Here is a 23847-nt window from a genome sequence, read left to right as displayed (position 1 = left end):
CACCTTTGTTTAATTTAAACAATTGAGCCATTAGAAATTAAGGAACTAAAAATGAGCACATTACTTGATATAAGCCATATTGATATGGTTTTCCCAACTCCAACAGGCAGTTTTACGGCTTTAAAAGATGTAGATTTAAAAATTAAAAAAGGTGAGTTTGTCTCATTAATTGGACACTCAGGATGCGGTAAATCTACCGTGTTAAACGTCGTTGCAGGACTTTATCAGGCAACTACTGGCGGTGTTATCTTAAGCGGTAAAGAAGTTACTGAACCAGGACCAGAGCGTGCAGTTGTTTTCCAGAACCACTCTTTATTACCTTGGTTAACAGCTTACCAGAATGTTGAGCTAGCTGTTGAGCAGGTGTTTGGTTCTAAGATGAATAAACAAGAGAAAAAAGAGTGGATTGAACATAATCTAAAATTAGTACACATGGATCACGCCATGTATAAACGCCCTAACGAGATTTCTGGTGGCATGAAACAACGTGTTGGTATCGCTCGAGCTTTAGCGATGCAGCCAGAAGTACTACTAATGGATGAACCGTTTGGAGCACTAGATGCATTAACACGTGCACATATGCAAGATTCATTAATGGAGATTCAAAACGAGCTTAATAACACAGTTATTATGATCACCCATGATGTGGATGAAGCGGTATTGTTATCAGATAGAATCGTTATGATGACCAATGGGCCAAGTGCTACCATCGGTGAAATATTAAAAGTTGACTTAGAACGCCCACGTGACCGTTTAAGTTTGTCTAAAGACCCGCATTACAATCGTTTACGGTCTGATGTGTTAACCTTCTTATATGAGAAACAACGTAAAGTTGAAACTATCAAAAGTAAAACGGTTACGAAAAGTACACAAACAAAAACAGCTTAGTAAAAACATCGCTTCAACAATACATTCGAGGGCTTAACGCCCTCTTTTTATTAATAACTATCTGACATAGAAGGCAATTGAAATAAAGTGACTGATAGATCCCATCAATACAAATAAATGCCAAATACCATGTGCATGCCTGAGCTTCTTTAGATCATCTAATACATAAAAAATAACCCCCAAAGTATAAGCAATGCCACCTACGGTTAACCAAATAATGCCTCCACCAGGTATCAGTTGCATCAGAGTTGTATACTTAAGTACACAAACCCACCCCATCGCGAGATAAATTAAAATCTGTAGCCATTCAATACGCTTTTTAATGGCAACATCCATAATTAAACCAAAAATGGCGAGTCCCCATACAATCGATAACATTAACAAGCCATCATTACCTTGTAATGTTAACAACATATAGGGCGTGTAAGTCCCTGCAATCAACAAATAGATACAGACATGATCTAATGTTTGAAATAGTTTCTTAAGGCTCGGTGGTTGTACACTATGATAAAGTGTAGACATAGTATAAAGCAGCACTAAAGTGGTTCCAAACACACTAAACCCAGTGATAGTGCGCCAATCACCTTGTTGCACAGCAATGGTTAATAACACACCCAGCCCAACTAATGCTAAAATTGCACCAATTAAATGAGTAATACTATTAAACTTCTCTCCGTAATACATTAAAGACTCCTGTACTTTCAACAAGTAAGATGATTTATTAGCAAGTTAAAACGTTTTTCGAAAAATAACGATAAGGAAAGATATGACAACGAATGCATTTTATCCCATTGGCCAAGCTGGCGTCCCATGGTCAGACAAAGAGAAACAACAATGGTTTAATCAAACTGTTAAATCCCGTTCATATCAACAAGAAGTCGTCACTGAGCTAACAGCATTAAGTACTGACTTTACCTTGACACAATATGGTGAATTAACGATTAACCCAACTCTTTATCCACTTTATGCATTAACATCTCTAAATTGGGACAACAGCAAGCCGATTATGTTAATCACAGGTGGTGTTCATGGTTATGAAACCAGTGGTGTTCACGGTGCAATCACTTTTCTTAAAGAACAAGCAAAGAACTATGAAAATAAGTGCAATATTGTCGTTTTACCCTGCATAAGCCCTTGGGGTTATGAACATATTTTACGTTGGAACCCTTATACCGTTGATCCAAATCGTTCCTTCGTTAATAACAGTATCAGTGAAGAAGCAGCAAATGCAATGCAGTTTATCGCCTCACTAAAGGGTGAAATCAAGCTACATATTGATTTACATGAAACCACAGACTCTGATGAAAGTGAGTTTAGACCTGCATTGGCTGCTCGTGACGGTGAAGATTACCTTGTGGGTACCATTCCGGATGGTTTTTATTTAGTTGGTGACTCAGAAAACAAACAAGTGGAGTTTCAAAAAGCCATTATTGAAGCAGTTAAAGAAGTAACTCATATTGCGCCAGCAGATGAAAAAGGTGAAATCATTGGCTCGAAACAACAAGGAGAAGGAATTATTAACTATCCAGTTAAATCACTAGGCTTATGTGCAGGTATGACCGATGCTCTCTACTCTACAACCACTGAAGTTTATCCGGACAGCGCAAAGGCGACGCCTGATGACTGCAATAAAGCACAAGTTTGTGCAATTAAAGCTGCATTCGATTTTATTCTCGAATAACACTGTTAATCTCTAGTGGTGTTAGAAAGCGCCACTTTTCACTTTCTACATCTAGCTTTATTTGCCCAATTTGCTCGCGATGCAAACGAACAACACGGTTACCTACAGCAGCAAACATACGCTTAACTTGATGAAACTTTCCTTCTGTAATAGTTAATAACACCTCTTTTTCATCAACTATTTTAACTTTTGCGGGCTTTGTTAACTGTTGCTCACCTTGAAGCTGGATACCCTGTTTAAATATATCGACCAACATTGGGTTAAATGTTTTAGATAGCCTTACACGATAAACCTTAGGACAAAGATTGGTGGGCAATGTGATGTTATACGTCCAGCGGCCATCATCAGTAATTAAAATTAAGCCAGTGGTATCAGCATCTAAACGCCCTGCAATATGTAATTCGTCTATATTGTTTATACTTTCATCATATTTAGCGTTATTTAATAGATTTAAAACAGAAGGATAAACTTCATCGATATTAGAGCAGATAGTATTAGTTGGTTTATTCATCATCAGATAGCGAAATGGTCTTGAAATGAGTCGTTGTTGCTCAAAGACAACGTTATTTTTTTCATGTACTTGATGCGCAATATCCAAAATAATTTTATCATTAACCGTTACTTTGCCAGCCTCAATCTCAATACAAGCCTGTTGCTTGCTTAACAAAGTACTTTTACATACAAACTTATCTAAACGCATTAAACCTCTGATCAATCATCAAGCTACTTAGTGATAACACTTAAACTCATATTTGTGTGTAATTTTAATTTAAAAACAAAATATAAGTGTTAAATATAAATTGTGCCTTTTAAATATAATATCCCAAAGCCTGATATTAATACACGTTCTTCATTAACGTCACAATATAAAGTGCCACCTCTTTTAGAAGCTTGGTATGCAGTTAATTGTTGTTTGTTTAATTCATTAGCCCAGTAAGGAGCGAGCCCAGCATGGATAGAACCTGTTACTGGATCTTCATCCCCACCATTAGCAGGCCAAAAATAGCGCGACACAAAATCATAATGATCCGCTACATTATCATTCTTTATTGAATGGCTGGCAGTAACTACTACATCAAAAGGTGAAAGCTGCTTCAGTAAATCAGACTGATACGTTACATCAAGCACCTCTTGTACTGAACCAAGCACCACAACGTAAGCTTGACGGTTTTGCAAAACACTTAAAGGTTGAATCGATAATCCTTCGCTTAGTGCCTGTGGGACTTCTTCTATTATGTGTGGTTTTTGATTAGGGAAACTCATTTCAATCCGTCGATTTTTGCCTTGTCGCACTGTTAATGAACCAACTTGTAAAGTGACAAATTCAATGTCTCCAATTACGCCTAACTCATTAAATAGGACAAAAGCACTAGCGAGCGTTGCATGGCCGCAAAAATCAATTTCAGTGATAGGAGAGAACCAGCGTATTTCGTACCGCCCTTTACTGATCTCAACAATAAAAGCTGTTTCAGACAAGTTGTTCTCAGTTGCAATATTTTGCATTGCATCATCATTGAGCCATTCTGTTAAAGGAATAACCGCTGCAGAATTCCCTTGAAACTGTTGATCGGTAAATGCATCAACAACATAAATAGTAAGTTCCATTTGTTTTCTTCCTATGAATATTAAAAATAACGATGACGTAAAATATTTTATCTAAATTTACGATGAGGGCACAGTTGAATTCAGTTTTTTATTGATATAAACACTTGGTTTGTTTAGAAAATTTGTAACCAGAAAATGCACTTTTTTACATATTGACTAGGTAATCTATTTATTACGATAGTTAAAACAGTACATACTAAATAAAGCCGTTAATAAAGATACAGATCGAAAATAACAAACAAAACAGAATGGCATTTTTTTCATTATTTAAAAATATAATGAAAAAGCAGGCTAATGCCTGCTTATAGCGATTACATTAAATAGGTTATCAATATTATTCGCTGAGGGAGATCTCAGCTATTAATTGAAATTGCTATTATTGAACGAGATTAATAAACTGACTAACCGCGGTAATAACTCTGTGCTACAAAAGGCATTTTAGTGACTGTCATAGCCAGCTTCTTACCACGTACTTCAGCATAGATAACAGAATCTAATACAGCATTATCTGTTTTCACATAGCCCATGGCAACCGGTGCACCTTTTGATGGTCCAAAAGTACCGCTAGTCACAATACCAATCTCATTGTCATCAGCATCAAATAACACAGCACCTTCACGAACTGGTGCTTTTGATTGCCCTACTAAGCCAACACGCTTACGGTTTACTTGTTTAGTCGCAATCTGCTCAAGGATAATATCACTACCAATAAAGCCACCCGCTCGAATCCCATCTACACGTCGTGCTTTGCTAATGCCCCACAACAAACTAGCTTCAACAGGTGTCGTTGTTTCATCAAGATCATGGCCATATAGGCATAATCCACACTCTAAACGTAATGAATCACGGGCACCAAGACCAATCCATTCAACTTCTTGTTTAGCTAATAATACTCTTGCTAGCTGTTCAGCTTGAGCAGCAGGTACTGAAATTTCATAACCGTCTTCACCCGTGTAACCTGAACGGCTCACGTAACATTCTACGCCAACTAGCTCAACTTTAGCTGCATCCATAAACACCATGTTATTAACACTGGTATTAAGCTCAGATAAAATCGCAGATGCTTTAGGTCCTTGTAAAGCCAATAATGCTCTATCTTCAATAACCTCTAATTCAACATCTTCAGGAAGATTAGCTTGTAAGTGTGCAATATCTTGCGTTTTACACGCAGCATTAACAACTACAAATAGATGGTCGCCAAAATTAGTCACCATTAAATCATCACTAATACCGCCTTGTTCATTAGTGAAAAATGCATAACGTTGTTTGCCATTTGGCAAATCGATAATATCTACTGGCACTAGGTTTTCTAAGCTAGCTGCTGCATTTGCACCTTTTAAACGTAGCTGTCCCATGTGTGATACATCAAATAAGCCAGCAGATTGACGACAATGTAAGTGTTCCTTTTTAACACCTAACGCATATTGCACAGGCATATCATAGCCAGCAAAAGGCACCATTTTTGCCCCCATTTCAATATGTAAAGCATGTAGTGGCGTAACTAATAGTGGTTCAGACATTGAGTAGATCTCCAATAAAACGTTAAGTATTTCTTAATTAAACAGCTCAGTAGCAAACATTAGTTGCTAAGAAGCCGTTACCCATAAAATAAGCGCATCATCTTCACTAACAGAGGCTAACATGTGCCCCATATTAGCATCGTAATAAACCGAATCACCTTCACTCAAGTTGACAGGTTCATAATATTCCGAGAAGAATGTTATCTCCCCTTTTATAACAAGCAAAAACTCTTCGCCATCATGGCGGATCCAGTCACTGTAATCGTCAAAACTACGCGCACGCACTAGAGATTTAAAAGGCATCATTTTCTTATTCGATAATTGCGTCGCCAGTAACTCGTGTTCATAAGTCGAAGTAGGATGTGCTTTACCTAGTTCATTACGGGTAATGTCTCTGCGACCTGTAGTATTAACTTTCTTAGGTGTAGCAAATAATTGTGGGATATTAATATCTAAACCACTGGTTAACTTCTGCATTGCTTGAAAAGTAGGCGAGATTTGTTCATTTTCAATTTTTGATAGGGTGGAGCGTGCTAACCCAGTCTTTTGGCTCGCTTCTTCTAAGGTGAGTCCTAATCCACGACGGATCTCTTTCAATCGTTCGCCGAGTTTAATAGGGGCAATATTTTCAGATGATTGATCCGTTGAAATGGTCATCGATGGATAAATATCTTGTTGATCAGTCATCACTGAAGTCCTTTATTTTTATGCTATTAACGTGGGGACAGCACATTACTACAAATCAATTAACTAACGTTAAAGTATTTATGTTTCCTTTTGGAAACTTATTTTATTCCATATTAATAATTTTTCTATAAATGTCCATATATTAAACGCTTATCTTAAAAACAAACAGATAAAGACCTACTTCTGACCATTTGGTTACATATTTAACCAGTAAATAAATTCACTATAGGAAACATTTGTTATTGATATCTTTTCCCAATATGGTAAAAATACACAAAATCGAGCGGCATTTCGGCGCAACCAATCATTCAAAATGCATTTTAGCTAAGGGAACATTATGGAAGGCAACTTAAAATTCACGGAAACACACGAATGGGTATTGGACAATGGTGACGGTACTATCACTATGGGTATTTCAAACCAGGCTCAAAAATTATTAGGTGATGTTGTTTACGTAGATTTACCAGATGTGGGTGATGAAGCTGAAGCAGGTGAAGCCTTCTCACTTGTTGAATCAGTTAAAGCAGCTTCTGATCTATATGCACCAGTGACAGGTGAAGTTGTAGAAATCAACGAAGAACTTGAAGACAGCCCAGAGCTAATTAATGAATCCCCCTATTCAGCTGGCTGGATAGTAAAAATCAAACTATCTGATGAAGCAGAGTTAGAAAACTTAATGTCTAGCGAAGCATATCACGAAGCAAATGAAGAATAGCAACTTGCTGACTACTTCATTCAGCACTAACTGCAAATAATTAAAACCCAGGCGACTTCAACTGAACTCGCCTTTTTTTTAAAACGTAACTGACTGCGACTGTTTAGGATAAATATGACTGCCAACACATTACTCGACCTACTAAGTGACCAACAAGAATTCGCTACACGTCACAACGGACCAGACTTAAATCAACAACAAACTATGTTGAAGACTATTGGAATCGACAGTTTAGACCAACTGATTGACCAAACGGTTCCTGCTGCCATCCGCCTTAAAGAGAAGATGAACCTTGCAGAGCCGCAAAGCGAATCTGCTATGTTAGCGTCACTAAAAACTATCGCAGAGAAGAACGTAGTTAATCGTAGCTTCATTGGTCAAGGTTACTACAACGCTCTAACGCCTAACGTTATCTTACGTAATGTATTAGAAAATCCAGGTTGGTATACAGCTTACACTCCTTATCAACCAGAAATATCACAAGGTCGTTTAGAGTCATTATTGAATTACCAACAAGCAGTGATGGATTTAACTGCTATGGATCTAGCAAATGCATCTTTATTAGATGAAGCAACTGCTGCCGCTGAATCAATGACATTGAGTAAACGAGCAAGTAAAAGCAAAAGTAATGCATTTTTTGTGAGTAATGACCTTCACCCACAAACCGTTGATGTTATTCGTACACGCGCTGAATATATCGGTTACGACATTATTACAGGTTCAATTGAAGAGCTTGATAACCACGACGTATTCGGTGCTATTTTACAATACCCAAGTACTACCGGTAACGTAACAGACCTTACTGAGATCATTGAAAAAGCGCATACCAAAAAGACATTAGTCACCGTTGCTTCTGACCTACTGGCACTAACAGTACTAAAAGCGCCAGGTGAAATGGGTGCGGACGTTGTGATTGGTAGTGCACAACGCTTCGGTGTACCAATGGGCTTTGGTGGGCCGCATGCTGGTTTTATGGCAACACGTGATAAATTTAAACGTACCATGCCGGGCCGTGTTATTGGTGTATCAAGAGACAGCAAAGGTAAACAAGCACTGCGCATGGCAATGCAAACGCGTGAGCAACATATCCGTCGTGAAAAAGCGACATCTAACATTTGTACCGCACAAGCATTGTTAGCTAACATGGCAGCGTTTTACGCGCTTTACCATGGGCCAGAAGGTTTATTCAAAATCGGTCGTCGTGTTCACCACTTTACTGCTGTGTTAGCAGCTGCATTACAAAGTGAAGGTATCGAGCTAGAAAACAGCGCTTTCTTTGATACGTTAACGATCAACACCAACGAGCATACTAAAGCTATTTATCATCGCGCACTAGCGGAAGGCATGAACTTACGTAAGTTCCCGCCAATGCCGACCAGTGATGCAGACAAAGCAGCAGATAACACGCCAATTCAACTAGGTATCAGCTTAGACGAAACAACCACAGCAAAAGATGTCGAAGACTTAATATTAGCGATTACAGGTAAAGCATTAAGCGTAAGCGATTTAAGTGAAACAATCGCACAGGACGAGTTTGCTGCTATTCCAGAAACATGTCGTCGCACAAGTAAATACTTAACACATCCAGTATTCTCAGCGCACCACAGTGAAACGCAAATGATGCGTTACATGAAGAAGTTAGAAAACAAAGACTATTCATTAACACACGGTATGATTCCGCTAGGCAGCTGTACCATGAAGTTAAATGCAGCCGCTGAAATGTTACCAGTTACTTGGCCTGAATTTGGTCAAATGCACCCTTTCGCACCAACAGAGCAAAGCTTTGGTTACCAAGAGTTAGCTGAAAAATTATCAGCTATGTTGTGTGAAATAACTGGTTATGATGGCATGTCATTACAACCAAACTCTGGTGCACAAGGTGAATATGCGGGTTTAATCGCTATCCAACGTTACCACGAAAGTAACGGCGACTCGCATCGTAACGTTTGTCTTATCCCAAGTTCAGCACATGGGACAAACCCAGCGTCAGCAGCAATGGTGTCGATGAAAGTTGTGGTAGTAGGCTGTGATACCGAAGGTAATATTGATCACGATGACTTAAAAGCAAAAATAGAAAAACATCGCGAAAACCTATCATGCATCATGATCACCTACCCTTCTACACACGGTGTATATGAAGAATCTATTCAAGAAGTTTGTGATTGGGTACATGAAGCTGGTGGTCAAGTTTACCTTGATGGCGCAAACATGAATGCACAAGTAGGATTAACAACACCTGGTTTCATTGGATCAGATGTATCACACCTTAACTTACACAAAACATTCTGTATCCCGCATGGCGGCGGCGGTCCAGGTATGGGTCCAATTGGTGTTAAAGCACATCTTATTCCTTTCCTGCCTGGACACATTGAAGTGACTGAATCTGCTGATAATAAACATTATGCAGTATCAGCAGCGGAACTAGGTTCAGCTTCTATTTTACCTATCTCTTACGCTTACATTGCGATGATGGGAGAGCAAGGTTTAACACAAGCAACTAAATTAGCTATCTTAAACGCTAACTACGTTATGGAACGTTTACGCCCTCACTACCCTGTATTATACCTAGGTAAAGAAGGACGTGTTGCGCATGAATGTATTATTGATATTCGTCCAATCGAAGAAATATCAGGTATTTCAGGTGAAGATATCGCTAAACGTTTAATGGACTATGGTTTCCATGCTCCTACTATGTCGTTCCCAGTTGCAGGTACACTGATGATAGAACCAACAGAGTCTGAGAACCTTACAGAACTAGATAGATTCTGTGATGCGATGATCGCAATTCGCAACGAGATTAAACAAGTTGAGTCAGGTGAATACACACTAGAAGACAACCCGCTAGTTAATGCGCCTCATACACAAGTTGATCTAATGGAAACTGAATGGGCACATGCCTATTCACGCGAAATCGCTTGTTTCCCATCTGAATTCAGCAAAGGTGCGAAGTACTGGCCGTCAGCAAACCGCGTTGATAACGTATTTGGGGATCGTAACTTAATCTGCTCTTGTCCAAGTATTGAAAGCTACATGGAAGATTAATGTTTTGTAGTTGGCTTTAAGTTTAACCGGCTCAACTAAACAAATAAAAAATAAAGGCAACCAGTTTTTGGTTGCCTTTTTGTTATCTATCTCTAATCTGAGATTAGAGATTATAGTTATTACCATCTGCTTAAAGAAAATGCTGAGTTACTATTCATGTTTACTAAAACTAAGTCGATTTTCCTACCACCATCTCTTTAAACATATTAACAACTATTTTGACCGTTTTTTTGCGTGACACTACTCGAGGTATTAAAGACTGTAAGTAATAAAATTTACCCGATACTGTGTATATTTTATTTTTATCGTAATCAGTAAGTGCGTCTCTAACTACTTCGCTTGCGGGTGCTAAATGCATCTTTGATGTATCAGCATTAGCATTTTCCATAAATCGAGACTCTGTAGCGCCAGGGCATAAAGCCATAACCCGAACATTAGTCTCTAATAACTCTCCTGATAACGCTTCTGAAAAACTTAAAACGAATGCTTTAGATGCACCATAAACAGCCTGATATGGTAATGGTTGAAATGAGGCTATGGAAGCTACGTTAATAATTCCTCCACTATTTTTATCTTTCATTGCAGGTAAACATAAATGAGTAAGCTCCACTAAGGCATTTATATTTAAGGTCAACATTTTATGATAAGTTTCAAAACTCTCACCAGAAAACTCACAAAATTTCCCAAACCCAGCGTTATTTATCAAATAATCAATCGAAAGTCCCAACTGTTTTATCTTCTGATATAAAATTTCAGGGCTGTGCAATTCACTCAAATCAGCAGTAATAGTATGAATTAAAATGTTCTTGTGTTGAGATTTTAGTTCTTGGGCTAGGTCCTGAAGGTCACTATGTGATCTGGCTGTTAAAATTAAATTTGCTCTTTTATTGGCAAATTGCTTCGCAAACTCTTTCCCGATCCCAGAAGATGCGCCTGTTATTAAGATAGTGGTGTTTTCAAAATTCATTTTTTTCATGATAAGCCACTCTGTTAGCTAATTAAAAACTAACTGTAACCCTTCCCCTTAAGGTGAAGGTCAATTGAATTTTTTAACTAAATCTCCTTTAAATTTTTTTAGATTTTCAGCCTTAAGTAAAAGCGCTTCAGATTCTTGTTTTAGCGCTGATATTTTTTCATCTATTAATTGATTAACTAAATCAATAGGTAGCTTCTTTCCCTGCGTCTTTTTGGCAACAATATCTTTAATTTCAAAGAGGCTAAAGCCAAGGGCTTTGGCTCGGCAAATCATACTGATAACCATAACATCATGGTTATTATAAATTCGGTAGTTGCCTTTTCTCTCAGGAAGAGGAATCAAACCTATCGATTCATAGTGCCGAATAGCTTTGCGAGTTGCTCCCGTCAGTTCAGAAACACGACCTATTAACATAGTAACCCTCATAATTTTAGATAGATAATTTCCTAACATCTTATAGCTAGGCATAAGTATAAAGTTTTCTGTTTATCAGAATAAGGCCAAAATAAAGCGATGAATCTGCATTACCAACTTAGAAAGTTAATACGGTGAATGAGTGCTGCGCCAGTAAATTTTAACAATAATTAAGAATATAATTTACCATGCGACAATCTTGGTCACTTAAGACTTTTTAGATCAACAATAGCCCACGATATTTTCCATCATAGATTATTCGTCTAACACCAGTAATTTACTAAATAAATATGTTGTTACTTATTAATCAACTAACTCGATATCCAAGCTATTTAACAAAGATAGTGCTTCATAACGTGTAAACTTAGCTTTTGAGACCCTATTTTCCAATACATCGATGGTGAAGTTATTTGATTCGGTGAAATCCACACTTTGTAGATTTGTTCGCATAAATAAGCTGTTAGTAAAATCACAATAAGTCATGGCCGATTTAGCAAAATCTCCTTCTCGGAAATCTACTTCATGTAATTTACATTCATCGAGTTTTAATTCATTTAATGACAATCCAAAAAAAGATGAATCATTTAAAATACATCGGCTAAATGTAAGTTCTGAACATAAATTAAATGATGACCACTGTGCCACTGTCCAATCTATCCCCACTAATTTACAGTCAATGAAATCAACTTCAAAAAAACGCGAACTAGGTATTTTTATTAAACTTAGATTACAACGATTAAATGAAGAATTCAGAAAGTTACACTGTTTAAATATAGCTGATGAAAAGTCGCAATCGTTAAACTCACACTCCTCAAATTCGCACTCCAAGATATCAATAGACACTAGGGCTTGCTTATCAAAAGACTCCTCAAAATACTGCGTATTATTTTTTATGTCTGTCACTCAAGGTCCTTTAGGGGTTGTATTGATTTACGAGTTCTGATTATTGGCTATGATTTATTTAAAATGAAGCTAATAAACCGTTATTTATCTGAATTGATTACTTACTTTACAAACCGGTTTGAATCATCTCTTTGATTTTATGTGCTTTAACGAAATGATCTAATTTATGGATTTGAATCCACCAAGTGGCTACTTCCATAAGTAATTCAGGATTGTCATTTTTATTTGCAAAGAAAGCATAAAAAGAAAGACCTACATTATTACCTTTCTTTGCTATTTTTTGATCGCATATGTCTATGATTTTTAGCCTTAATGTTTTTCTCATGATCTACTCATACAGTTAAATGTGTTGAATACCTACGATTATTGAATCAAGTAATTAAACTATTGGTTAGAAATAGGCAACAGTAAATACTGTTTAAATTAGCATGAAAAGGCACCTCGAACATTAAATAAATAGTCTAAATTTTACGTAGTAAAAATGACTAAGTTTGAGGCTTAATTTAAGTATTTCATCAAGTAACCTCGTTAATATTCTATCGAGGAATTGACGGTAACATGTTAATTAGTATGATTGGTTTTGTATTAGAAGTGACTTATCAATCTTTACAGACTGATAAGCCATAAGAGCAAGTTTGTTGAAAGATTAATATAAAAACCTAAAAATGATCTAAGTTAGTTTTTTATAAATCGTATTATCTAAGGCAAACTTCCCAGCACCAGAAAAAGCCAATGAAAGGCTAGCGGCAAATAATGCTAAACCAAATTCATATCCGTTATTTGCTATAAATAATCCATTACCAATATGCACAGTGAATATAGCAACGGCCATTGTTAGAGTAAGAATAGCGCCAACCGGACGGGTTAGTAACCCTAGTAAAATAAATACTCCACCAAAAAACTCTGCACTACCAGCCATCAGAGCCATTAAAAATCCAGGTGCTAAACCAATTGATTCCATAAATTGACCAGTGCCTTCTAAACCATAGCCACCAAATAAACCAAATAACTTTTGGGCTCCATGGGCAATAAAGATAACAGCAGTGCCAACTCGTAAAACTAATGCAGAGTAACCTGCTTGAGAGTGAGTAATGCGCTTAAGTAAAGATTCCATATATTTTCTCTTTCGTATAAAAAACTAGTAGGTTTTAATTAAAATTTTATCTGAGTTAATTCGTTTTGTGCAGATGCTAATCGCCCTTAACTTCCAGGCATGTTAAGACCTTCAGCATAAGTAAAACTAACATCTTTAATACCGATAAAAGCCAAGAAGTCTTTTAAGTACTGAGTCTGCGAATCATGCTCAGTACCCGCATAAATGCCACCTCTTACTGCGACGATAATCGCTTTTTTATTTTCTAATAATCCTACTGGGCCATTCTCGGTGTAACGAAATGTCACTCCAGCTCTTGCGACTCTATCAACCCACGCCTTAAACGTTGAAGGGACACCAAAATTGTACATAGGCATGCTTAGCACCAGTATATCGCTATCTTGTAATTCTTTGATTAGCTTGTCAGACGTTTCAGCTAACATTGCTTGTTCTTCGTTTCGCTGGCTTTCTTCCGTCATCCATGCCCCCATTTCAGCCTGTGTAAGATGTGGCAAGTTATCACTAGCTAAATCTCGTTTAACTACATTTACATTTGCACCAGCGGTAAGATTTGACAGCAACACTTCCCCAAGCATAGTTGATTGACCTTGGCGACCATTCAATGATGACGTAATAAATAATATGTTTTTCATAAGACTCCCCATAATTTGATAGATAACAGTACCTTGTGTAACGATAAAACTATTATTTAGCAAAATTTAAAGAATGAAAATTGGTTAATCCAGTACAAATCATTCTATTAAAACGAATGATTGGAATGTTATGATAATTCAACAATAAGGTTAGATTTGTCTTTTCCCATCCGTGACAAGTTAGATTAACTGAAGAAGACACTGTCAATAAAAGGCGCAATAATGCTAAAAATATCTTTAGAACAATGGAGAATGTTTCATGCTGTTGTTGAGTTTGGTGGCTTTAACCAAGCTTCGCAGCATGTATATAAAAGCCAATCTAGTATCCATAATGCTGTAAGCAAAATTGAGGAGTCACTCGGTGTAAAACTATTCTTGATTGAAGGAAGAAAAACCGTTTTAACTGAAGCTGGACGAATGATATTAAGACGTTCAGACTATTTACTGGAAGAGGCTAAGAAGGTCGAGGATATCGGACTAACATTAAGTCAAGGCATTGAAAGCCATCTCAAGATTGCCGTTGATGAAGTTTTCCCTCGTACATTACTTTACCAAGCACTAGAGCAGGTATCCGAAAAATTCCCAACCGTTCAAATTGAGTTACTTGAATCAATATTAAGTGGTGCAAATGAAATGCTTGATAAAGAAGATGTCGAAATCGCTATTTCACCAAACTCTCTAGGGGCTGGGTTGAGTGAGCATCTTTGTGAAATTAAGTTTGGTGCTGTCGTGACACCAGACCACCCTCTTAGTAAGATTGACAGAAATTTAACACTGCAAGATCTGAAAAAATTCCGACAGATAGTAGTTAGAGACTCTTCAACATCAAATAACAAAGAAAAAGCCAATGATGGTTGGCTTAAAGCAAACCAACGCTGGACAGTTAGTCACATGCAAAGCTCAATCGATATGGTATCAAAAGGATTAGGGTTCGCATGGTTACCACTAAATTTAATACAAGATAAACTTGAAAATAACACTCTTATCCCACTTCCTCTCGATGGTAACAGTGAACGGTCAGTATCACTGTATTTAACATTTAAAGACCTTGATGCGTTGGGACCAGTAGCTCAGGACTTTATAACTACGATTAAATCACTCTGTGCAATTTAGTGAAATGATTTCATAAAAGTCTAAGGATGAAGTCGTTATACCATTCTATTTTTTAGAACAAAAAATGCTAAATTAACTAATTTTAATCACTTTAGTGAAACATTAGTATGGACTCCACATAAATAACGGAGAGTCGAACTTATGAAATATATAAGAAGAGCTGAAGATCGAGGTGTCGCAAATTTTGGTTGGTTACAAAGTAAGCATACTTTCTCGTTTGGGAGTTATTACGATCCTAAACACATGGGTATATCTGTATTACGTGTTATCAATGATGACATGGTGCTGGCCGGTAAAGGGTTTGAAGAACACGGACACCGTGATATGGAAATTATATCGTATGTCATTGAAGGAGTGTTGAAACATGAAGATAGCTCAGGAAACAACTACCTTGTTCCAGCAGGTGAAATACAAAGAATGAGTGCAGGACGAGGTGTCATGCATTCTGAATTCAATGCCTCACAAACTGATAAAGTTAAGTTTTTGCAAATTTGGATTGAGCCTAATGTAAAAGGTATTAAGCCGAGTTACCAGCAAAAACAAATCCATCAACAGGGAGCATTCACTAAGTTAGTAACACCAAACGGTGAAGATAGCACTTTATCTATCAATCAAAATGCTTCGATTTCTCGCTTAGTGTTAGCAGCAGGTGAAACATTTCAGTTACAAACAGAAGCAAGAATTGGTTATTTGCACCTTATCAAAGGCGAGATATCAGCAGATGGACAAGTATTTAAACAAGGCGATGCGTTTTCCATCGATCCAGAACAAGAAACTCTAATTACCGCAAACACCAATATTGAAGCGCTATGGTTTGATTTACCTAGGTAGTATTCGCTAAAACCCTAGCGTTATTATTATTACAAAGACTTAAACACACAATAAATAAACTAATGAGTAGGTGAAAGTGATATCGAACCCATGAGTGAATTGTTCTTAACAAACTGATTTATAATGAAACTTATTAACCTGAGCTTTCAGAAACTATTCTTAAATCTATTTATCTAAAATTAACAAAAAGGATTGCTAGCAATTTAATTGTAATTGCTAGCAATCCTGTTAACATAAATAGGTAGTATCAATTTATCTAGTTTGAATTTTTTGATTAATTTAAAGGAGTAAATATGAATGATTTAAATAAAGCTGTTGAAGTAGTAAATCAATTTCTAGAAGCATCAATGGAACCCAACCCAACACTTGCAGCAACTTTTATGGATGATGATGTTAAAATAACTTTTACTGGCCGCCGAGAAATGGCTAATGCACAACAAATAACAGAATTTAATAAAAGTCGATATGAGTGGGTTAAAAAATCAATAAAACAGACTGATGCGGTCCAAAAAGAAGATCACTGTATTGTTTATTCAATAGGCTTTTTATACGGAAAATGGAAAGACGGCACTCCGTTTAATGGTAATCGATACACTGATAGATTCGAGGTTCGTCAGGGAAAGATTACAAAAATGGATGTACTTAATGATAGTGCAGAGTGGATATTAACTCCTGAAATAAATCGACTAGTTGAGTAAAATTCAAACTTATAAATTACTGTAATGTTAACATTTTTAAATTTATGTAACTAAAACTTATTACAAAGTAATGAGTCTTAGTTATGCATTCCCAATTTGCTAATAATAAGCAACCTAAATTTCTTTTAACGCCATCACTAAATCAGACGTTGAACTGCTAGTGTTATCGAGTACTAACTCAGACTCTAAGTGTTGTAAATGTTTTAGCATAACTTCAATAGCTAATGCTTGATCCCCTACTTTTAACGCATCAATTATCTCCTGATGTTCATTATGTTGACAAGATGGGACATCATTCCTCTGATACAGTGCAACAATAAGAGAACTTCGAACCATAATATTTTCAAACATCTCTTTTAAAACTGTATTTCCACATATCTCAGCTAGTAATTTATGATAGTCACTTAATACACCAACAATAACACGTCGATCGTTTCCTTTAGTAACTTGATTTTCACTTTTCATATGGACTTCAATTTTATGCCAATTATCAAGTATTGTTTGTTGAGTTATATTTTCTATAATCCCTCTTTCAATAACACGTCTCGCAGCAAAAACTTCTCTTGCTTCATTTGAGCTTGGCTGAGCGACAAAAGAGCCCCTATTAGGCTCTACAGTAACAATATGTTGCAACGCTAAACGCTGCAAAGCAGATTGAACATGATTCCGGTTTGCCCCCAACGCTTCGACAATTTGAGCTTCAACTAAACGTTGTCCAGGTTTTAATTTATGTTGAGCAATAGCCTTAGAAAGCGTAGTAATAATTCTTTGTATTTCTTGTTGTTTGTTAGTTACTACTTTTTTCATTTTATCAATACATCCTAAATTTCTAGCTATATTGCTAGCTTATAAAATATGATACTGCAATGTACTTGTATAAATCAAAAGTAATGTCACTCAAATAGAAATTAAAACAATTATATTTCATGGTATTACAGTATTTTCATCAATATTAATTAACCGTTAAAAATTTATTTAGGTGGGTATAAATGCGTATCATCACGTGAAAATGTTATCTTTCCACTTTTAATTCCAAAGCTTGGAGGCTGAATCGTTGCAATAATTTCAGCTCTCTCACGAACAGGGAAAAAAATCGCATCGGCAGAGTGATTAACGGCAATACCATAATCATCCATTCTCATTAATAAAGCTGAATCAGAAGAAACCCAATCTAAACATTGTACTAACTCTTTTTTCGTTGCTAACTGAGCAATATTTGCGAACAAGTTAGCTTGTCTTACCTGTGAACAATCACCATAAGGAGTGAAAGGGTTTTCAATATTATTACTCGAAATAGAGCAATTCACTCCTGCTTTAGTCAAAGGCATTAATGGAGCAACACCTCGTGGTATATTGTGGTCAAACTCTCTTCCCATTAAGAATAAGTCAGTACTTGGTAAAGCGGTTAGATGAACTCCAGCTATTGCCATTTCTTGTGCAATAACGGCTAATTTATCCATAGGGATGGTTGATAATTTTGTAACATGACCAACTGTAACACGATGTTTATAATTATATTTTTTGGTCATTTCAATTACATGTGGCAATAACATATGATTACTATCTAGATCAAAATCTAAATGAAAATCCAAATCTACATCATATTTATTAGCAAGCTCAAAAAGTGTTTCAATTTGTTTTTCCGGTAAGCTGTCTGTGTAAGGACAGCCCCCTAATAAATCTGCTCCAGATTGTAATGCTTGCTCTAATAGTTCATGAGTTCCTTCATTGTTATGTAAACCCTCTTGAGGAAATACACATAATGATAACGTTATTCCCCAAGCATAATCTTGTTTTAACTGTTGTATCGCTCGAAACCCCGTCAACCCAATAACAGGATCAATCTCAACATGGGTACGCATATAACTCGTCCCTTGTTTGATAGCTTTTTCAATTACCTTCTTTCCGCGAATATACACATCCTCATAATCAAAATTGGCTTTAGCATTTGCTGTTTGTTCAATTGCTTCAGACAAGGTTCCTTTATGTAATTCACAACGGGAAAATATACACGCCTTATCTAGATGAACATGTGTTTCTACTAGTGGAGGTAACATTAATTGACCTTTTGCATCAATCATTTCTACATCCTGCAATTGAGATGGTAATAACTCTTTTTGATCTAAGAATTTTACAAATCTCCCCTGCTCAATAAAAACGCAACTTAATTCTTTTTTACCCTCAAGCAAACAATTAATAATAATAGTATCAATAGCCATTATCGAGCCCCCATATAAGCTTCTTCTAATTTAGGATCAGACAATAATTGCTCCGCTGTACCTGATTTAACAATTTTCCCTGTTTCTAACACATATGCTCTATCAGCAACTTGTAATGCTAAATTTGCCATTTGATCGACTAATAAAATAGTTACACCATCATCTCGCAGATCAGCTAAAGCATCATATAACTCGCCGATCATCGCAGGTGATAAACCTAATGAAGGTTCATCCAATAATAAAATACTTGGTTTAGCCATTAATGCTCGACCAACTGCTACCATTTGCTGTTCGCCGCCAGAGAGAAGTCCAGCAGGACTATCAATTCGATCGTTAAGTCTAGGAAAACGAGTTAATATATCGTTTAATTCATGCTCTTCATCTACTTTGTCAGAGCGAGAGTAAGCACCGATTAATAGGTTATCTTTAACTGATAACTCACCAAATAACTGCCTACCTTCGGGCACTAACGCCAAGCCCCTTTTAGCAATATCATTGGCAGTTAGATCTTGTATATATTCATCTTGCAACCCAATATTTCCTTGTATTGGACGCTTGAGTCCAGCCAAAGCCTGTAAGATGCTACTTTTCCCTGCTCCATTAGCCCCTAAAATAGCAACAAGCTCACCAGGATTAACTTCAATGTTAACTTTTTCAACAACCGGGGCAGCACCGTAATCTATTGTTAAATTTTTAGTAAATAGAACAGATTGTCTTTTCGCTTTCCATACTGCTTGTCTAGGCGTTGCTTGATAACTTGTACCACCTAAATAAGCTGAAATAACTTTCTCGTCATTCCTAATGTCATTAGGGGCCCCCATTGCTATTGGTTGACCAGCATCTAGCACTAAAATTTTATCACTCACTCCCATTACTAATTGCATATCATGCTCCACAAGAATCACTGCAATTCCGAAACTGGCAATTGTTTTCAGTAATGTAGATAACTTATCTGTATCCTCTCGACTCAAACCCGCTGCAGGTTCATCTAATAATAAAACCCAAGGACACATTGCTAAAGATCGAGCAATTTCAACAATACGGCGATCAACGTGTGGTAGATCTTGAGTTGGTGTATGTAAACCTCCCTTATATCCAACAAGAGAGAGCAAATTTAAAGCTAACTCTTTTTGCCCTGATTTACTGGATAAGAATGGATGCCCTAGTTGCCCTTTCTGCATAGCCGCTAACAAATTTTCTAATACAGACATATCATCAAATAATTGGCTAGTTTGATAAGTTCTAGCGATACCACAGCGAGCTACTTGATAAGCACTTTTGCCCGCTAATTCATCAAACAACTTAATGTTTCCTTGATTAGGCTTATAAAACCCACTAATCATATTTAATACAGTTGTTTTACCTGCTCCATTAGGGCCAATAATACTGGTTACTTTACCAATTTCAGCTTCAAAACTAATATTTTGTGCTGCTTTAACACCACCAAATTGGATGCCAATATTTTCAACTTTTAAGGCTTTTAAACCATTACCTGATCGATCATAAAATTTAGAAATCAAATGCCTATTAACAGACTTCGGTGGTAATTCTTCTTTGTAACGAACAAATCTAGCTTGTATTTCACCTAGAATACCTCTCGGTGCCCCCCATAAAACAACAAGTAATAACACCGCAAAGATCAATAAACGATACTCCGCTAAAGGAGATAATACTTCTGGGAGTAAAACTACAATGGCAGCACCTAAAATTGGCCCCCATAGAGTACTAGTACCACCAATGATTACGACTAATACAAATAAAATAGATTGAGAAAATGGAAATGTACTTGGACTTATAAATAACATTAATGGAGGTACAATTGAGCCGGCTAACCCTGCAAAGCTGGCGGATAAAGCAAAGGCTAATGTTTTCGTTTGAACCGCGTTAAAGCCTAATGAACCTGCCGCTATAGGGCTTGCTTTAACAGATCTCATCGCTTTCCCCCACCCACTGTTGTAGAGGTAGGCATAAAGAACTAAACAAACACTCAATGCAAAAGAAGCGATGATTGCCAATATTTGGCTAGGATCCATTTCGCCATACATTGGCATTGGTATCCCCATTAATCCATTACCACCCCCAGTTAAACTTCGCCATTCAATTAATCCATGATGCACTACGAAAGCAAATGCAATAGTGATCATCGCTAGATAGGGCCCGCTAACTCGCATTGCTGGGATAGCTAAAAGAGCGCCCACCAGACCACAAGCGATAGCAGCCATTAATATGGCTAAGAAAAATGGTACTCCATTTAGTAAAAGCAACGCACTGACATAAGCGCCAATAGCGTAAAAAGCGATGTGTCCGAAGCTTATTTGCCCACTTAACCCCATTAAAATATTTAATCCAATACCAACTAATGCTGTTAATACACAAAGAGTAAATACAAGTAATGAATAACTATCTAATAAAAAACATAAGGTGAAATTAACAAGGGTTAGCACCCCAAGAAATAGTAAAGATCTATTGTTGGCCATGTTCATACCTTGACCTCCTTATTCTTGCCAAATAATCCATTAGGTTTTATTGCAAGTGCAACAATAACTAATGAAAAAGTAATAATTTGTGTAAAAGCTGAACCAAAATAAATAGTTACGACCGCCTCAAGTAATCCGAAGATTAAGCCAGCCATGAATACACCATATGCACTAGCAATCCCCCCTAGTATTGCAACTGCAAAAGCTTTCAGACCAAACAAGGTTCCCATATCAGAGTGCACTGCAAACAAAGGAGCAATTAAAATTCCAGCAATAGCTGCAAATATTGTAGAAATAGCAAAACTTACAGCAACAACTCGGCTTACATTAATACCCATTAATTGAGCTGATTGAGGGTTTTGCACACATGCTTGCAAAACCTTTCCGAGACGCGTGTACCTACCAACCAGTACTAAAGAAACAGTAATCGCGATACCCACTAAAGGGATAATAATTTGTAAAGCTGAAATATTGCCGCCAAAAATATCAACACTTAAACTTGCAAATTCGCTAACAAATTGGCGAGGTTCCTTACCGAAAGAAAACAACGCCAAATTATCAACTAATATACCACCAGCCACCGTTGCCATTAACCAAGCCTCGGAACCTTTGCTTGCAAAAGGTCGAACTAAAAACCGCTCAATAGCGAGCCCATATACAGCACAAATTATCAGAGTGATAAAAAATGCAACCCAATATGGAAAGCCCCAAGTAATAGTTAATGTGTACGCAACAATAGCGCCAACCATCATTGCACTGCCTTGAGCAAAATTAACGGTTTTACTAACAATGTAAGTTATATGAAAACCTAGGGCTAACAACGCGTACATACTGCCTAGCCCAAGGCCTGTGATAATGGCGGCTGATAACATAACTTCTCCTAAATATTTAAATAGCATCCCTGCCAGTACATAAATTACTTAACTGGTACAATTTGATTATCTACAAAGTGTGTAAAGATATAATCATTAGCCTCAATAGCATCATGCTGATCTTTGCTGAAAGGTTTGCTATAACTTTTTATTAGGCCGTCATATTTATCGATAGCGTAGTAACCGTTACGTATGTCTTTACCTTTAGTATTCCCTGCTTGTTCAATCGCAATAGCGGTTAAATGCATCGCATCATAAGCATTTGCAATACCTACAGCAGGAGTTACATCAGCAATCGATTTGATCTCAGGAAATTTAGCTTGAAGCTTTTTAAATATGTCTCCACTCTTTCCACTTTCTGTGTCAGTGAAGGTAAAAGTCTGAATGAAATGTACGCGATCAGCAGTTGCGCCAGCTAACTCACCAAAACGACCACCAGCTGGTCCCCAATGAGAAACAATAGGTACATCCCAGTCCATACGCTCTAATGACTTTACAACCTGAGCTGAAGGTGCAACATTTGCTACCATTAATAATGTATCAGTCCCTTTTTCTTTTAACCTAGTTAGTTGAGGAATAACATCTAGATCACTTGATTCAATTCTTTCAATAACCGTATATTCAATTCCGCGTGATGCAAGTGATTGCTTTAAGCCCTTTTCATTAGATTCACCCCAAGGATTGTTAATTAAAATCATGCCTGGTTTTTTCATTGCATAATTATCAACGCCATATTTAACTAAAGCTTCATCAACTACTTCATCCACCGCAGATACACGAAATGCATAATTCTCTTTAGCGCCATTTTTAGTAATCGGCGTACCCGCAGCCCAAACGCCCATAAACGGGACCTTTAATTGGTTAATTACAGGTACGATTGCTAATGATACAGGCGTATCTAAACCACCAAATAAAACAGAGACCTTCTCTCTTTGTATTAACTCTCTTGATGCCAACAAACCTTTAGATGGATTACTTTCATCATCTCGTCTCACTAGTTCCAATGGTCGTCCTAACACCCCACCAGATTCATTAATCTCATCTATAGCTATAGTTAACCCTCGAGTAATTGCTTCACCTGATTTTGCAGATTGTCCAGATAAAGCAGCAACTAGGCCTACTTTAATAGGTTCAACCGCCTGCGCAGTTACAGCCCCCATAGTGAATACACTATAAATACTGATACAAAGTCCTTTTTTTAACGCTTTATTAATCATTGATAAATTCATACATCACCTTTTCCATCTGATTGTTATGACAAACCCTAAATTGCTAGCTAAATAAACAGTATTGCTAGCAATCACAATTAAATAGCTAGCAATAACAGTGCCAAACTACACCTCCCTTGTTTGCTAGGGTTTACAATATTTATCTGCACTAAATGAGAGCGAAAGTTACCTAAACGCACTTAATTTGATCAATTTAGATACAAATCAAGTTATCGAAATAGGAATGTTTTT

Annotated in this window: 23 protein-coding genes; 7 read left to right on the top strand and 16 right to left on the bottom strand. The window is 36.9% G+C overall.

Annotated features, from left to right (window positions below):
• The first annotated feature begins 51 nt into the window (after positions 1-51).
• Positions 52-888 carry an ABC transporter ATP-binding protein gene (locus V5290_RS02450; protein ID WP_333381455.1) on the top strand — a complete coding sequence of 279 codons (837 nt, stop codon included), beginning with the start codon at positions 52-54 and terminating at the stop codon, positions 886-888.
• Between the two features lie 57 nt (positions 889-945).
• Here the strand turns inward: V5290_RS02450 and trhA are convergent, their stop codons facing one another.
• Positions 946-1572 carry a PAQR family membrane homeostasis protein TrhA gene (gene trhA, locus V5290_RS02445; RefSeq protein WP_333381452.1) on the bottom strand — a complete coding sequence of 209 codons (627 nt, stop codon included), beginning with the start codon at positions 1570-1572 and terminating at the stop codon, positions 946-948.
• Positions 1573-1654: 82 nt separating this feature from the next.
• On the opposite strand from trhA, the gene V5290_RS02440 reads away from it, so the two are divergent.
• Positions 1655-2569, top strand: a complete 915-nt coding sequence (locus V5290_RS02440) for a M14 family metallocarboxypeptidase (protein ID WP_333381450.1) — start codon at positions 1655-1657, stop codon at positions 2567-2569.
• Here V5290_RS02440 and V5290_RS02435 read toward each other — a convergent pair.
• The 4 genes from V5290_RS02435 to V5290_RS02420 form a co-directional block, all read right to left on the bottom strand.
• The gene (locus tag V5290_RS02435) at positions 2556-3269 is read right to left on the bottom strand and encodes a pseudouridine synthase (RefSeq protein ID WP_333381448.1); all 714 of its coding nucleotides are present in this window, start codon (positions 3267-3269) and stop codon (positions 2556-2558) included. The two genes, V5290_RS02440 and V5290_RS02435, sit on opposite strands and share 14 nt — an antisense overlap.
• Before the next feature lie 89 nt (positions 3270-3358).
• On the bottom strand, positions 3359-4174 hold the full coding sequence (locus tag V5290_RS02430; RefSeq protein WP_333381445.1) for a PhzF family phenazine biosynthesis protein: 816 nt from the start codon (positions 4172-4174) through the stop codon (positions 3359-3361).
• Positions 4175-4575: 401 nt separating this feature from the next.
• On the bottom strand, positions 4576-5694 hold the full coding sequence (gcvT, locus tag V5290_RS02425; protein WP_333381443.1) for a glycine cleavage system aminomethyltransferase GcvT: 1119 nt from the start codon (positions 5692-5694) through the stop codon (positions 4576-4578).
• A gap of 66 nt (positions 5695-5760) precedes the next feature.
• Positions 5761-6381, bottom strand: a complete 621-nt coding sequence (locus tag V5290_RS02420) for an XRE family transcriptional regulator (protein ID WP_333381440.1) — start codon at positions 6379-6381, stop codon at positions 5761-5763.
• A 337-nt stretch (positions 6382-6718) separates the two neighbouring features.
• Here V5290_RS02420 and gcvH point away from each other — a divergent pair, with 337 nt between their 5' ends.
• Together gcvH and gcvP are read left to right on the top strand one after the other, a co-directional pair.
• A complete protein-coding gene (gene gcvH, locus V5290_RS02415; RefSeq protein ID WP_333381437.1) occupies positions 6719-7096 on the top strand; it encodes a glycine cleavage system protein GcvH in 378 nt (125 codons plus the stop codon).
• A 114-nt stretch (positions 7097-7210) separates the two neighbouring features.
• Positions 7211-10138 (top strand): aminomethyl-transferring glycine dehydrogenase, encoded by a 2928-nt coding sequence (gene gcvP / locus V5290_RS02410; protein ID WP_333381434.1) that lies wholly within the window; start codon positions 7211-7213, stop codon positions 10136-10138.
• A gap of 169 nt (positions 10139-10307) precedes the next feature.
• On the opposite strand, the gene V5290_RS02405 is transcribed toward gcvP, so the two are convergent.
• The 6 genes from V5290_RS02405 to V5290_RS02380 all read right to left on the bottom strand — a co-directional run bounded on the left by V5290_RS02405 (position 10308) and on the right by V5290_RS02380 (position 14177).
• Positions 10308-11114: an SDR family oxidoreductase gene (locus V5290_RS02405; protein WP_333381432.1), complete on the bottom strand. Its 807-nt coding sequence runs from the start codon at positions 11112-11114 to the stop codon at positions 10308-10310.
• A 60-nt stretch (positions 11115-11174) separates the two neighbouring features.
• Positions 11175-11528 carry a MerR family transcriptional regulator gene (locus V5290_RS02400; RefSeq protein WP_333381430.1) on the bottom strand — a complete coding sequence of 118 codons (354 nt, stop codon included), beginning with the start codon at positions 11526-11528 and terminating at the stop codon, positions 11175-11177.
• Between the two features lie 303 nt (positions 11529-11831).
• Positions 11832-12431 (bottom strand): pentapeptide repeat-containing protein, encoded by a 600-nt coding sequence (locus tag V5290_RS02395; RefSeq protein WP_333381428.1) that lies wholly within the window; start codon positions 12429-12431, stop codon positions 11832-11834.
• Between the two features lie 106 nt (positions 12432-12537).
• The gene (locus V5290_RS02390) at positions 12538-12756 is read right to left on the bottom strand and encodes a DUF6500 family protein (protein ID WP_333381426.1); all 219 of its coding nucleotides are present in this window, start codon (positions 12754-12756) and stop codon (positions 12538-12540) included.
• Positions 12757-13101: 345 nt separating this feature from the next.
• Positions 13102-13545 carry a DoxX family protein gene (locus tag V5290_RS02385; RefSeq protein WP_333381425.1) on the bottom strand — a complete coding sequence of 148 codons (444 nt, stop codon included), beginning with the start codon at positions 13543-13545 and terminating at the stop codon, positions 13102-13104.
• An 86-nt stretch (positions 13546-13631) separates the two neighbouring features.
• On the bottom strand, positions 13632-14177 hold the full coding sequence (locus V5290_RS02380; protein WP_333381423.1) for an FMN-dependent NADH-azoreductase: 546 nt from the start codon (positions 14175-14177) through the stop codon (positions 13632-13634).
• A 222-nt stretch (positions 14178-14399) separates the two neighbouring features.
• On the opposite strand from V5290_RS02380, the gene V5290_RS02375 reads away from it, so the two are divergent.
• The 3 genes from V5290_RS02375 to V5290_RS02365 all read left to right on the top strand — a co-directional run bounded on the left by V5290_RS02375 (position 14400) and on the right by V5290_RS02365 (position 16819).
• Entirely contained in the window at positions 14400-15290 is an 891-nt protein-coding gene (locus V5290_RS02375; RefSeq protein ID WP_333381421.1) for a LysR family transcriptional regulator, read from the top strand.
• A gap of 141 nt (positions 15291-15431) precedes the next feature.
• A complete protein-coding gene (locus V5290_RS02370; protein WP_333381419.1) occupies positions 15432-16121 on the top strand; it encodes a pirin family protein in 690 nt (229 codons plus the stop codon).
• Between the two features lie 293 nt (positions 16122-16414).
• Entirely contained in the window at positions 16415-16819 is a 405-nt protein-coding gene (locus V5290_RS02365; protein ID WP_333381416.1) for a hypothetical protein, read from the top strand.
• 114 nt (positions 16820-16933) lie between these two features.
• Here V5290_RS02365 and V5290_RS02360 read toward each other — a convergent pair whose 3' ends face one another.
• The 5 genes from V5290_RS02360 to V5290_RS02335 form a co-directional block, all read right to left on the bottom strand.
• Positions 16934-17626 carry a GntR family transcriptional regulator gene (locus V5290_RS02360; RefSeq protein WP_333381414.1) on the bottom strand — a complete coding sequence of 231 codons (693 nt, stop codon included), beginning with the start codon at positions 17624-17626 and terminating at the stop codon, positions 16934-16936.
• Between the two features lie 164 nt (positions 17627-17790).
• On the bottom strand, positions 17791-19038 hold the full coding sequence (locus V5290_RS02355; protein ID WP_333381412.1) for an amidohydrolase family protein: 1248 nt from the start codon (positions 19036-19038) through the stop codon (positions 17791-17793).
• Complete coding sequence (locus V5290_RS02345; RefSeq protein WP_416351593.1) at positions 19038-21515, bottom strand: ATP-binding cassette domain-containing protein; 2478 nt, start codon at positions 21513-21515, stop codon at positions 19038-19040. Before V5290_RS02345 ends, V5290_RS02355 begins: the two co-directional genes overlap by 1 nt.
• A 2-nt stretch (positions 21516-21517) precedes the next feature.
• Positions 21518-22387, bottom strand: a complete 870-nt coding sequence (locus tag V5290_RS02340; protein ID WP_333381409.1) for a branched-chain amino acid ABC transporter permease — start codon at positions 22385-22387, stop codon at positions 21518-21520.
• 44 nt (positions 22388-22431) lie between these two features.
• On the bottom strand, positions 22432-23616 hold the full coding sequence (locus V5290_RS02335; protein WP_333381406.1) for an ABC transporter substrate-binding protein: 1185 nt from the start codon (positions 23614-23616) through the stop codon (positions 22432-22434).
• Positions 23617-23847 lie beyond the last annotated feature (231 nt).

It is taken from the genome of Psychromonas arctica (genome assembly GCF_036697365.1).
Taxonomy (GTDB): domain Bacteria; phylum Pseudomonadota; class Gammaproteobacteria; order Enterobacterales; family Psychromonadaceae; genus Psychromonas; species Psychromonas arctica_A.
This window is presented reverse-complemented; position numbering and strand designations above follow the sequence as displayed.